The organism is Sphingobium algorifonticola (assembly GCF_004005485.1).
Taxonomy (GTDB): Bacteria; Pseudomonadota; Alphaproteobacteria; order Sphingomonadales; family Sphingomonadaceae; genus Sphingobium; species Sphingobium algorifonticola.
In genome coordinates, this window is record NZ_RZUL01000002.1 from 688,792 (window position 1) to 700,737 (window position 11,946).

9 protein-coding genes are annotated in these 11,946 nt (G+C 65.2%); 4 read left to right on the forward strand and 5 right to left on the reverse strand.

Features of this window, described 5'->3' with window-relative positions:
• Positions 1-66 precede the first annotated feature (66 nt).
• The gene (locus tag ENE74_RS08420) at positions 67-873 is read left to right on the forward strand and encodes an HpcH/HpaI aldolase/citrate lyase family protein (RefSeq protein WP_127690641.1); all 807 of its coding nucleotides are present in this window, start codon (positions 67-69) and stop codon (positions 871-873) included.
• Here the strand turns inward: ENE74_RS08420 and ENE74_RS08425 are convergent.
• Together ENE74_RS08425 and ENE74_RS08430 are read right to left on the reverse strand one after the other, a co-directional pair.
• Positions 870-2,333 carry a glycosyltransferase family protein gene (locus ENE74_RS08425; RefSeq protein ID WP_127690399.1) on the reverse strand — a complete coding sequence of 488 codons (1,464 nt, stop codon included), beginning with the start codon at positions 2,331-2,333 and terminating at the stop codon, positions 870-872. The genes ENE74_RS08420 and ENE74_RS08425 overlap by 4 nt on opposite strands.
• Before the next feature lie 98 nt (positions 2,334-2,431).
• The gene (locus ENE74_RS08430; protein ID WP_127690400.1) at positions 2,432-4,735 is read right to left on the reverse strand and encodes a TonB-dependent receptor; all 2,304 of its coding nucleotides are present in this window, start codon (positions 4,733-4,735) and stop codon (positions 2,432-2,434) included.
• A gap of 354 nt (positions 4,736-5,089) precedes the next feature.
• Between ENE74_RS08430 and guaB the strand changes: the two genes are divergently transcribed.
• The 3 genes from guaB (at position 5,090) to ENE74_RS08445 (ending at position 8,476) form a co-directional block, all read left to right on the forward strand.
• Positions 5,090-6,547 carry an IMP dehydrogenase gene (gene guaB, locus ENE74_RS08435; RefSeq protein ID WP_127690642.1) on the forward strand — a complete coding sequence of 486 codons (1,458 nt, stop codon included), beginning with the start codon at positions 5,090-5,092 and terminating at the stop codon, positions 6,545-6,547.
• A gap of 157 nt (positions 6,548-6,704) precedes the next feature.
• Entirely contained in the window at positions 6,705-7,886 is a 1,182-nt protein-coding gene (locus ENE74_RS08440) for an RsmB/NOP family class I SAM-dependent RNA methyltransferase (protein WP_127690401.1), read from the forward strand.
• A 68-nt stretch (positions 7,887-7,954) separates the two neighbouring features.
• Positions 7,955-8,476 (forward strand): tetratricopeptide repeat protein, encoded by a 522-nt coding sequence (locus ENE74_RS08445; RefSeq protein ID WP_127690402.1) that lies wholly within the window; start codon positions 7,955-7,957, stop codon positions 8,474-8,476.
• Positions 8,477-8,603: 127 nt separating this feature from the next.
• Here ENE74_RS08445 and rsmA read toward each other — a convergent pair whose 3' ends face one another.
• The 3 genes from rsmA to ENE74_RS08460 are packed head-to-tail and all read right to left on the reverse strand — an operon-like array spanning position 8,604 to position 11,793.
• On the reverse strand, positions 8,604-9,428 hold the full coding sequence (gene rsmA, locus ENE74_RS08450) for a 16S rRNA (adenine(1518)-N(6)/adenine(1519)-N(6))-dimethyltransferase RsmA (protein WP_127690403.1): 825 nt from the start codon (positions 9,426-9,428) through the stop codon (positions 8,604-8,606).
• Positions 9,428-10,447: a 4-hydroxythreonine-4-phosphate dehydrogenase PdxA gene (gene pdxA / locus ENE74_RS08455; RefSeq protein WP_127690404.1), complete on the reverse strand. Its 1,020-nt coding sequence runs from the start codon at positions 10,445-10,447 to the stop codon at positions 9,428-9,430. Before pdxA ends, rsmA begins: the two co-directional genes overlap by 1 nt.
• Positions 10,448-10,464: 17 nt before the next feature.
• Positions 10,465-11,793, reverse strand: a complete 1,329-nt coding sequence (locus ENE74_RS08460; RefSeq protein ID WP_420902573.1) for a peptidylprolyl isomerase — start codon at positions 11,791-11,793, stop codon at positions 10,465-10,467.
• Positions 11,794-11,946: the final 153 nt, after the last annotated feature.

Genomic DNA, 11,946 nt, shown 5'->3' on the forward strand with positions numbered 1-11,946 from the left:
CACCTGTCCTACTGCGGACTATGCCGATAAAGCGTTAACCGGGGAAGGCATTTGAAGGATGATGTGATGCAGCTTGCCTATGCCCGTTCGCTTCTCTTCCTGCCCGCGTCCAATCCGCGCGCGGTGGAAAAGGCGCGCGGCCTCGATTGCGACATGGTGATCCTCGATCTCGAGGATGCCGTGCCCGATGCGCAGAAGGACGATGCGCGCACGGCCGCGGCCGCCGCCCATTATCCCGGCAAGCTGACCGGCATCCGCATCAATATGGAAGGTACGCCGTGGCACGGGGTGGACATGGTCGCGGCGAAGCAGAGCGCGGCGGACTATGTGATCCTGCCAAAGGTCGAAAGCGCGCAGCAGGTGCATGATGTCACCAGCGTCACCGAAAAGCCGGTGATCGCGATGATCGAAAGCGCGCGCGGCCTGATTGCGGCATCGGCCATCGCGGCGCAGGCGGGCACGGCGGCGCTGTTCGTCGGCGTCAACGATCTGCGCAAGGATATGGGCATCGCCGCCGATGCCGGGCGGATCGGCCTGATGCTGGCGTTGCAGACCGTCGTTCTGGCCGCGCGCGCCAGCGGCAAGGCGGTGTTCGACGGCGTCTACAACCGGCTGGACGATGGGGAAGGGCTTGCGGCGGAATGTCGCGAAGGCCGCGCGTTCGGCTTTGATGGCAAGACATTGATCCACCCCAACCAGATTGCCGTTACGAACAGCCTCTTTGGTCCCGATGCACAGGCGCTTGCCGACGCCCGCCGCCTGATCGCCGCCGCCACCGGCGGAGCGGAACGGTTCGAAGGCAGCATGATCGAGGCGATGCACGTCGATGCCGCCCGCGCGCTCATCGAACGGGCAGACGCGCTGGGGATTTAGCGGGCGCGGCGTGTCCGAGCCAGCATTGCTGCGGCCAGCACCGCCAGCACGCTCAATATCCCGCCCACGACTTCCTGCCACAGCCAGACGCGCACGATGCGATAGGTGCCAGGCGCGCTGGCCTCAAAATGCAGGATCGGCCCGGCGGAGGGGATGCGCTTGCCCTCATGTTCCACGGCAAAGGCCGGGAAGTCCCACCGGCCCATCGTTACGGGTCCGGGGCGGTCCACGGTGATGGCTGTGCCGCGTGGCAGGTCCCTGTACTGGCGCAGGTCCAGCATGCGCCGCCGGTCGATGATCGGCCAATAGTTGTAGGTCGGCGGAACATATTCGACGGCATCGGGCAGCGTGGCCAGCGCGGCCCTGTCAGGCTGCTTCTGCATCGCGATCAGGCTATATTGGGCCAGCAACGCATAAGGGACGATCAGCAGCGCCGCCCCCGCGGCCAGATAAAGCGGCTTCAGCCGGACCCTCGCCGTGAACAGCGCGGTGATGGCGACAAACTCCGTCACGCCCAGCAGCCGCCAGGGGAATTGCACCTTGTCGAGCGGCGGGATGAGCCAGAGAAATGGCACGATCCCGATTGCCGCCACGGCCGTCACGATGGTCAGTACCGTCCAGATGTTACGCGCCGGAACCGCCAGGCTCAGCGCGATCAGTCCAAGGCCCAGCATCTGCAAATTGCCCAGCGTGTCGTCCGGGTGCCAGAAGAAATGCCAGTTCACCGGGTTGTAATAAGGCGCCCACAGCGCCTTTACGGAAATATGCGCTTGCAGCATCGCGGCAGGCAGCAGGTAGAAAGCGGACAGGGCCACACCCAGCAGGCCCGCACCGATGGCGGGCAGCAGCAGCGTCCGGTCGGATCGTATCCGCCAGACGACAAGGGGGGCGATGAGGAACAGGCCGGTCAGCGTCGCCATCGGCAGATGCGTCAGGATCATGCCGGCAAAGCTGCACCCCAGCAGCAGCACGCCACGCCGTTCGGGCAGGCGCGCGATCCCCAGCGCGATCAGCGGCAGCCAGATGAAGGACGCAAACTCGGCCAGCGCGCCGCGCACACCGAAATCCAGCAAATGATAAGGCGCAACCATATAGGCGATCGCGCCCGCAAGCGGCCACTGGCTGCGCTCTTTCAGCCAGTGATGCATGGCAAGGCCGGACAGCAGCAGCACGACGAACGCCGCGCCGTTGATGGCCTGTTCGGTGGATAGGCCCAGCGCGTCGAGACCGCCGCTCAGCCAGAAGGCAAGCGGCGGATAGAAGAAGAACACAGGGGCCCCCATGCCCTCGAAACTGCCCGGCAGCCAGCGGGGGTAGAGCGTGCCTTGGCGCAGCGCATCGCCGAACTGGCTCGTCCACACGAAATTATAGGTGCTCGAATGGCTGACGCCCGGCCCCATCAGGATGGAGGGTGCCATGACAGCGGCCGCGACGAGGAATAGCCAGAACAAGGTGCGCATGGCCGCGCGTTTACCATGTTCTTCCTTACCATCTCCTTGCACCGGGACCGCGCTGGCCAATAGGCCGGTCCCGGTGCAGGAAGAACGTCAGCGCGGCCTCAGAAGCGACCGCTCAGCGCCACGCCGATCACGCGGGGTTCGTTATAGACGGCGGCCATGAAGTTCTCGATCACGCCCTTGAGGTTCTTTTCGTTGGTGATGTTCCGGGCAAAGACGGAAAACTCATAGGCGTTGCCGGGCGCGGCATAGCCGATCTTCAGCCCGCCTTCGAAATTGCCGTTCGAATTGAACTCTTTGGTCGAATAGAGCACATATTGCGTCTTGCCCTGCACGTTCCAGTCGGTCGCCGCGAACAGCGCCCCGCCATTGCCCAGCGGCACGTCATAGCGGGCCGTGAAGTTCAGATTATATTCGGGCGCATTGGGCAGGGGATTGCCGTCGATCTGCGCAAAGACAGCCGGCGCGCCGAACACCGGCACGGTGATCGTCGGATCGCCGACGGTGCAGACCACGACGCCGTTCAGCGCGCAGACCTGCGCATAGACGCGCGTGTCCTTGATCTCGCTTTTCAGCAGGCTGAGACCGGCGGAGAGCGACAGATTGTCGACCGGCGCCCAGTCCAGCTCGGCTTCCATGCCATAAGCGACGGCCTTGTCGGCGTTGAACAGCACGCCGTTGCCGTTGGTGTCATTGCCGTTCAGCTGGATGTCCTTGACCGTGTAGTAAAAGCCGCTGGCGTTGAAGCGCAGGCGGCTTGCGATCTGGCTCTTGAAGCCCGCTTCCCACGACAGGATCGTTTCGGAATCGGCGGTCGTGAAATCGGCGTTGAACACTGCCGAGCGTCCCTGGATGGTGGGACCACGGAAGCCGCGGGCAACACGGGCATACAGGCTGAGGTCCGGGCTGGCCTCATAGAGCGCGCTGACGTCCCAGCTTGCCTTGGTATCGGACAGGCGGACGTTGCGGCGGCCGCGATAGGTGACGACGCCCGCAGCGGTATCCGCCGTCTTGAGCAGGCGTGTGCGCTTGGTATCCTCGGTGATGCGCGCACCCGCGGTCAGCGTGAATGCGGGCAGGATTTCATAGCTCGCCTGACCGAAGAGCGCCCAGCTCGTGTTGACATTGCGCAGGCGCACCCAGTTGTTCGGGTTGCGCGCCGCGGTCGTTAGGAAGAACGCCCGCTGATAGAATTCGGTCGTATCCCGCGAATCGAAATAGATGCCGCCGACCTGATAGCGGAACGGCCCGTCGCCGTTGCTCGACAGCCGCACTTCCTGCGTCCACTGGTCCAGATCGCGCAGGTTGCCCCGGCTCTGGCCAAAGCCGTTGGGTACGCCGTTGACCGGGAAATTGGCCGCCGCGCCGCCGTCTGTATCGCCCCGGCTGAAGCCGGAGGCATGTTCGTAGGCCGTGATCGACGTCAGCGTCACGGGGCCGAAATCATGGCTCACTTTCAGCGATGCGCCCTGCGTCTTGTAGGCCTGCGGATTGTTCTGCGCCTCGTCGAGGGCGATCTGGTCGCGCCGGTCGGCCGCGACGCTGTTCGATCCCCGGATGAGCGCGGCGCGATGGAAGAGCGTCGATGTGCCTTCATAATCGCGCGCATGGCCCGACAGCAGGAAGCTGGTCTGCTCGGTGGGCGTCGCCAGCAGCTGCACGCGGATGTCGCGCTCGTCAAAGCCGCCCATGGCGTTCTTTTTCGGCGCGACGGTGCCGTCCGCGCTCACGCCGCTGTATGTGTTGTCCACCCAGTCGTCGCGTCGCTGGTAGAGCGCGGAAACGCGGATCGCCAGCTTGTCGGCGATCAGCGGGCCACCGACGCCGCCGTCGAAGGTGACGGTGTTGTAGCTGCCATAGCTGGCCGATGCGCGGCCTTCGAACTGCGTCAGGCTGGGCTTGATGGTGTCGAACTTGATGATGCCTGCCGTGGTATTACGACCGAACAGCGATCCTTGCGGCCCGCGCAGCACTTCGATCTGTGCAACGTCGAACACCGGATTGGACTTGAGCACGACATGCTCCAGCACGACTTCATCCTGGATGATCGATACGGGCTGCGACGCGCCGAGATAAAAGTCGATGTTGCCGAGGCCGCGAATGTAGAAGCGGGGAAAGATGCGGCCCGTGGTCGTTTCGGCATAGAGGCCGGGGACCCGGCCGGACAATGCCAATATGTCCTCGCCGCCGGTCTGGAACGCGCGCAACTGGTCGCCTGCCACCACGCCAACCGAAAGCGGGACTTTCTGAAGGTTTTCCGACCGCCGCTCGGCCGTCACCACGATGTCGCCCAGCGGGTTGTCGTCGGCTGCGGCATCCTGCGCCTGAGCAGTGGTGGACAGCGCCAGCGCGCCAAGGGCAGCGGTCAGCATGAGGGCGTTACGCGCGGAGGAGAGATGCGGCATGAAAGCGTTCCTATGGGGATAAAGGCCTGCTGAACGGGCTGTGCCGCCGCAGGTCAGAAAAATGGTCGACCGGATGCCATGCCTTTGCGGCCTGTGCGATCCCATCCTCGCCTTGAGCGGCGGCGCTATCGCCGCTTTGTGTCTTGAAAGTTACAATCGAAACAATCTGGTCGACTGTGGCCCTGTTGCCACAATCGCGACCGCTTAGTGGCCAGTGTCGCGGCCAACAAAATGCCGCCATGGGCTAGCCCGCTGGCGGCATAATGGTTACATGGACCGCCACATATCCCCAGCGCATGGCCCATGCCGATCCTTCCGGCGATCCGTGCGGCGCACCAGAAAGTGGCTTGTTACATGGACATTCGCCTTGGCCTGACCTTCGACGACGTTCTCCTGCAACCCGGAGAATCGGATGTCATGCCGAGCCAGGTCGACACCAGCACGCAACTGACCAAGGCCATTCGCCTGAACATCCCCGTCCTGTCTTCGGCCATGGATACTGTGACGGAAGCCGACATGGCGATCGTGATGGCGCAACTGGGCGGCATGGGTGTGCTTCATCGCAACCTGACCATAGAGCAGCAGGCAGCGGCGGTGCGCGCGGTGAAGCGATTTGAAAGCGGCATGGTGGTCAATCCGATTACCATCACCCCGGACGCGACGCTGGCCGATGCGAAGGCGCTGATGGCGCGGCATCGTATTTCCGGGATTCCGGTTGTGGAGGCGAGCGGCACCCTCGTTGGCATTCTCACCCACCGCGACACGCGGTTTGCGGAAAATCCGCAGCAACCGGTCAGCGAACTGATGACCAGGGACAATCTGGCGGTGGTGTCGCCCGGCGTGGGGCAGGACGAAGCCCGGCGGCTGCTGCATCAGCGCCGGATCGAGAAATTGCTGGTCGTTGACGAGGCCTATCGCTGTATCGGCCTGATTACCGTCAAGGATATCGAGAAGGCCGTCACTTATCCGCAGGCGACCAAGGATGCGACCGGGCGCCTGCGCGTCGCCGCCGCGACGACCGTGGGCGACACCGGCTATGAGCGGACCGAGGCGCTGATCGATGCCGAATGCGACCTGATTGTCCTCGACACCGCGCATGGCCACAGCCGCCAGGTGTCGGCGGCGGTCGAACGGATCAAGCGCCTGTCCAATTCGGTGCAGGTCGTCGCGGGCAATGTCGCCACCGCAGAGGCGACTCGCGCGCTCATCGATGCAGGCGCAGATTGTGTGAAGGTCGGGATCGGGCCGGGGTCCATCTGCACCACGCGTGTCGTCGCGGGGGTTGGCGTGCCCCAATTGACGGCGGTTATGGATGCAGCGGAGGAAGCGTTCAAATCGGGCGTTCCGGTCATCGCCGACGGGGGCCTGCGCACCAGTGGCGATCTCGCCAAGGCACTGGCGGCGGGCGCAAGCTGCGTGATGGTCGGCTCGCTGCTCGCCGGAACGGAAGAAGCGCCCGGCGAAACATTCCTCTATCAGGGGCGCGCCTATAAGAGCTATCGCGGCATGGGCAGTGTTGGCGCGATGGCGCGCGGCTCCGCCGACCGTTATTTTCAGCAGGATATCAAGGACCAGATGAAGCTGGTGCCCGAAGGGATCGAAGGCCAGGTGCCGTTCAAGGGCCCGGCCAAGGATGTCATTCATCAGCTTGTCGGCGGCGTGAAGGCGGCGATGGGCTATACCGGCAGCGCCACCCTGAGCGACCTGCGGGAGCGTGCGCGCTTCATTCAGATCACCAATGCGGGCCTGTCCGAAAGCCATGTACACGATGTGACGATCACCCGCGAGGCCCCCAATTATCCGACGCGGTAGATAGGATTTCCCCCTCCCTTTCAAGGGAGGGGCAGGGGTGGGTGCGGTTGCGCAGCAATCGCTGGCGCAAGCCAAGTACACTGTCAAAAGGCTCGCTGCGCTCGCCACCCACCCCCAACCCCTCCCTTGAAAGGGAGGGGAGAGAAAGGTTTTCCCCATGACCCCAGCCGCACGGGCGCAGGCCGCCATCGATCTGCTCGACGAGGTGATCGGCGCAGCGCGCGACGGTGGCCCGGCGGCGGACACGCTGATCGCGCGCTATTTCAAGACGCGCCGCTATGCGGGGTCGAAGGACCGCAAGGCGGTGCGCGATCTCGTCTATGATGCGATCCGCCGCGCCGGGGAACGGCCCGAAAGCGGGCGGTCTGCGCTGCTGGGGCTGGCAAGGGATCAGCCCGATCTTGCCGCCTGTTTCGACGGGTCGCCGCATGGCCCGGCACCGATCGCGGACAACGAACCCGTGGCAGAGGCGCGCCCATTGCCCAAATGGATCTTGCCGCGCCTCGCGCCGCTGATCGACCGGGCGGAACAGGCGGCCCTGCTGGACCGGGCGCCGCTCGACATCCGCGTCAACCGGCTGAAGGCGACGATGGACATGGCGCGTGCAGCGTTCCCCGATGCGATGCCGATAGAGGGGTTGCCCGATGCGCTGCGCCTGCCCGAAGGCTTTCCGCTCGATCGGTCTGACGCGTGGGATCAGGGGCTGGTCGAGGTGCAGGATGCCGGTAGCCAGATCATCGCGGCGATCTGCGAGGTGCAGCCCGGCATGACCGTCATCGATCTGTGTGCCGGGGCAGGCGGCAAGACGCTCGCGCTGGCTGCGGACATGGCGGGGCAGGGCGTGTTGATTGCCGCCGATACCGTGCGTTCGCGGCTGCAACGGCTTGCGCCGCGCGCCGAGCGTGCGGGCGCGGGCTTCATTCAGACCCTTTTGCTCGATCCGGGTCGGGAGGCGTCTGCGCTGGGCAATCATGAAGGCAAGACTGATGTGGTGCTGGTCGACGCGCCCTGTTCGGGCACCGGCACATGGCGGCGCAATCCCGAAGCGCGCTGGCGGCTGACGCCTGATCGGCTCGCACGGCTGGTGCAGGAACAGGCACGCATCCTGGACATCGCCGCGCCCCTTGTGCGCGACGGCGGCCGACTGGTCTATGCCGTCTGCGCGCTGACCGACGCTGAGGGGAGGGGGCAGGTCGATGCCTTCCTTGCCCGCCATCCCGGCTGGCGCGCCATGCCGCAGGCGACGCCGCCAGGCCGCCTTTGGGGCCACGGACGGTTGCTAAGTCCGCGCCATGATGGCACGGATGGCTTCTTCCTTGCGGTGCTGGAAAAGTCTTGATGGACAAAATGGCGCGATCCGGTGAACATCACCGCCCATCACCTATGGAATCGATGCTGGAGACTGTCATGCGTTTCACCCCTGCCTCTATCGCCCTGGCCGCGCTGTTCGCCACGGCGTCGAGCGTCGGTATCAGTCAGCGCCCCGATGCGCAGATCGAGCCGCTGTCGCTCGAATGGCTGAAAAAAGGGGAAGCGGCGATCGGCGCGGGGGATCAGGCCGCAGCCATCGACGCGCTGGAAACCGCGCTGGCCATCGATCCGCGCAATCGCGCCGCCTATCTGGCGCTGGGCCAGGTCGCCCGGCAGCAAGGTTTGCAGGGCAAGGCGATCCGCTACTATCGCGAGGCGCTGCTGCTCGATCCCACCGATGTGCAGGCGCTTGCGGGTCAGGGCCAGGCCATGGTCGAAAAGGGCGCGGTCGCCAAGGCGCGGGAAAATCTCGCGCAGGTGCGCAACCTCTGCAAGGGCGACTGCGCCGCCGCCACGCAGCTTTCCGCCGCGATCGACAAGGGTGCGCCGCCCACGGTTCTGACCGCCAAGGACGTAACCGCCGTGCCGACGGTCGTGCCGACGACCGAGCGGCCGTGAATATACTTTCTTGAACGCGCAAAAATCTCCGTTCGTGTCGAGCGAAGTCGAGACACTTTGCGCGCTCCGTGCGGCCTGTCCCTCGACTTCGCTCGGGACGAACGGAGATTTTTAACTCTACTTCACTTTACCCGCTCAACACCCGCGCCACCGCCACGAACTCCGCCACGCTCAGCGTCTCGGCGCGGCGCTGTGAGTCGATGCCTGCCGCTTCCAGCGCCGCCAGCCCGCCGGGCAACCCTTTCAGGCTTTGGCGCAGCATCTTGCGACGTTGCCCGAACGCTGCGGCCGTCAGCTTTTCCAGTTGGCGGAACGCGACACCTTCGGGCGCGTCGTCCGGTGTGAGATGCACAACGGCGGACATGACCTTGGGCGGCGGGGTAAAGGCGCTGCGATGCACTTTCATCGCGATCCGGGGCGTTGACCGCCACTGGCTCAATACCGCCAGCCGTCCATAATGATCGCTGTCGGGCGGCGCGACGATCCGCTCGGCCACTTCCTGCTGGAACATGAGCGTGAGGGACGCCCACCAAGGCTTCCAGGATGCGGAAAGCCAACCGACCAGCAGAGCCGTGCCGACATTATAGGGCAGGTTGGCGACGACATGTGCGCCGTCCCCGGCCAGCGCCTGCGCATCGATGCCCATCGCGTCACCCTCCACTACCGTTAGCTGGTTGGGGAAGGCCGCATCCAGTTCCGCCAGCGCGGGGAGGCAGCGGCGGTCACGTTCGACCGCGACGACGCGCGCTCCGGCGCGCAGCAGCGCGCGTGTCAGGCCGCCCGGACCGGGGCCGACCTCATAGACGCGCGCGCCGTCGAGCGATCCCGGAATGGCGGCGATGCGGTCGAGCAACTGTTCGTCCAGCAGGAAGTTCTGGCCCAGCGCCTTGCTGGCCTGTAGCCCGTGCGCGGCGATGACATCGCGCAGCGGCGGCAACGCAGGATGGGGCATCAGGCCGTGGGCGCAAGCTGCGCGGCGTCCGCCGCCCGCCGGTGCATCGCCGCCTCGCCCGCCATGCGAATGGCCGCGATCATCGCACCGGGATTGGCGCTGTCCTGTCCGGCAATGCCGAAGGCCGTGCCATGATCCGGCGAGGTGCGGACGATCGGCAGCCCGAGCGTCATGTTCACGCCCTCGTCAAAATGCAGCGTCTTAACCGGGATCAGCGCCTGATCATGATACATGCACAGGCATGCATCATAGGCTTTGCGGGCACGGGCATGGAACAGGGCATCGGCGGCGAACGGCCCGGTCACGTCTATGCCCTCCGCGCGCAAGGATGCGACCGCAGGCGCGATGACGTCAATTTCCTCGCGGCCGAGCGCGCCCTGTTCGCCCGCATGCGGGTTCAGCCCCGTCATGACGAGGCGGGGACGGGCGATCCCGAAATTGCGTTGCAGCCCCTTGGCCGTGGCAATGGTGCGCGCACGGATAAGGTCGATGGTGAGCGCTGCGGGCACGTCGGCCAGCCGCAGATGGATGGTGATCGGCACGACACGCAGCGAAGGCCCCGCCAGCATCATGACCGCATTGTCCGGTGCCACGCCGCAGCGTTCGGCAATGAACTCCGTCTGTCCCGGATGCGTAAAGCCGACACCGTAAAGCTGGGTCTTGCCCACCGGTGCCGTCACGATCCCGGCCGCAGATCCCGACCGGGCGAGACCGACGCTGGCCTCCAGCGCCTGCAAAGCGGCGCGGGCGCCATCGACGCTGGCACAGCCGGGGGTAATCGCGCCGGCATCCGACACCTGAAGGCAGGGCAGGGCGCGCGCAAAGACATCGCAGGCCTGATCGGGCGCGTCGATCGCCGCCAGTGGCCCGCTCCATACTGCCCTTAGCGCGGCAGGATCGCCAACCGCGAAGAACGTCGGCAAGTTGCGCGCTTCCCGCATCGTCCACGCCTTGGCGACGATTTCAGGCCCGATCCCGGCCGGGTCGCCCAGCGATATGGCGAAGGGCAGGTCGGACATCGCCGGACCCTCTGGCATCAGTTGTAATCGATCACCGCATCGCGGCGAAGGTCCCGCAGATAGATGCGCGCGCGCTTGTTGACGCGCTCCTCTTCCATCTGCGCCATGATCTGCTCGGTTGATGGCGCGCCCGCTGCTGTGGCATCGTCACGCCCGCAAAGCACGAGCACGCGTACGCCGTCATCGACCGAACCGAACGGCGGAGTCGACTGGCCAACCTGAAGGCCGAGCAGCATTTCCTGAAGCGGCGCGGGCAAGTCACGCACCTTGATATTGTCGTTGTCCACGACATCGGCACCCAGCTTCTGGCCGATGTCGTTGGCGGCACCGCAGCCCTGGATTGTCCGTGTTTCCTGCGCGAAGGTCGCGGCGCGTGCGGTCGCCTGTTCCTTCGTGGTGCCTTTGGCAAAGGCGATCGACAATTGCTTGAGGCTCATCAGGGCGTCACGCGGATCGGCGGTCAGCACCTTGCGCTTGTCCATCACATAGAGTAGCGACATGCCGCCGGGCACCTGGATCGGCCCCGCGATCTGGCCGACCTGCATTTCGGCGGCTGCCTGCGCGAGTTCATCGGGCAATTGCGCGGGGCGCACCCAGCCCAGGTCACCGCCGACCGCAGCCGTCGACGCTTCGGAAAACTGCCGCGCATAGGCGGCGAACGAACCGCCCTTGCGAATCTGGTCGATGATGTTGCGCGCATTGGCGCTGATCTGTTCAGCATTTTCGGGCGTTGCCGACAGATAGATTTCGCCGATGCGGAACTCGTCCGTCCCCTTCGCCGCATTCAGGCGATCGACGACGGATTTCACTTCGTCCTCGCCGACGTTGACGAACGGCTGGACATTGCGCCGCAAAAGGCGGCTCCATGCAAGCTCGCCTTCGATCTGCCGCTTGATGCTGGCGGCGGAACTGCCCTGCGTGCGCAGATAGGCGTCGAACTGTTGCGGAGTCTGGCGGAAATTGCCGGCGACCCGTTCATAGCTTTGCTGGATTTCGGCTGGGTCGATCTTGATGTCGTTGGCGGCAGCTTCCTGAATCTGGAGCGTCTCGTCGATCAGGTTGCGCAGCACCTGCACGCGCAGCCGCTCCTTTTCCTCGTCCGATACCTTGCCGCCATTCGCCGTGATGATCAGCGCGAGCCGCTGATCGATGTCCGTGCCGGTGATGATCTGGCCGTTGACCACGGCGGTCGCCTTGCGCACATTGGGGTCGCTCTTGCCAAAGATCGTCATTTCCTTGGGCAGGTCGAGGGCGGCCGAGGGCATTTCCCCTTCCTCCGGCACGGACTGCGCCAGTGATGCGCTGCCGATGGCGAGCAGGACGACGGCGGCCACGCTGGACCGCATGCGGGAAGATCGGGGCCGACGGGCGGCAAACTCGGGGCGTATCATCAACGAAACATACTCTCCAGCTCTGGCCCGCGGATGCAGGGAGCAAAGGCCCCATTGGCATGCCGCGTCTTAACCCGGCCTGAGCGGCAACGGGCAGTCATGCCATCC

Bases quoted from the DNA above. Each gene is read 5' to 3' on its own strand.
- ENE74_RS08420 (WP_127690641.1), top strand. From the start codon at position 67: ATGCAGCTTGCCTATGCCCGTTCGCTTCTCTTCCTGCCCGCGTCCAAT.
- ENE74_RS08460 (WP_420902573.1), bottom strand. From the start codon at position 11,793: ATGCGGTCCAGCGTGGCCGCCGTCGTCCTGCTCGCCATCGGCAGCGCA.
- ENE74_RS08425 (WP_127690399.1), bottom strand. From the start codon at position 2,333: ATGCGCACCTTGTTCTGGCTATTCCTCGTCGCGGCCGCTGTCATGGCA.
- pdxA (WP_127690404.1), bottom strand. From the start codon at position 10,447: ATGTCCGACCTGCCCTTCGCCATATCGCTGGGCGACCCGGCCGGGATC.
- rsmA (WP_127690403.1), bottom strand. From the start codon at position 9,428: ATGCCCCATCCTGCGTTGCCGCCGCTGCGCGATGTCATCGCCGCGCAC.
- ENE74_RS08445 (WP_127690402.1), top strand. From the start codon at position 7,955: ATGCGTTTCACCCCTGCCTCTATCGCCCTGGCCGCGCTGTTCGCCACG.
- guaB (WP_127690642.1), top strand. From the start codon at position 5,090: ATGGACATTCGCCTTGGCCTGACCTTCGACGACGTTCTCCTGCAACCC.
- ENE74_RS08440 (WP_127690401.1), top strand. From the start codon at position 6,705: ATGACCCCAGCCGCACGGGCGCAGGCCGCCATCGATCTGCTCGACGAG.
- ENE74_RS08430 (WP_127690400.1), bottom strand. From the start codon at position 4,735: ATGCCGCATCTCTCCTCCGCGCGTAACGCCCTCATGCTGACCGCTGCC.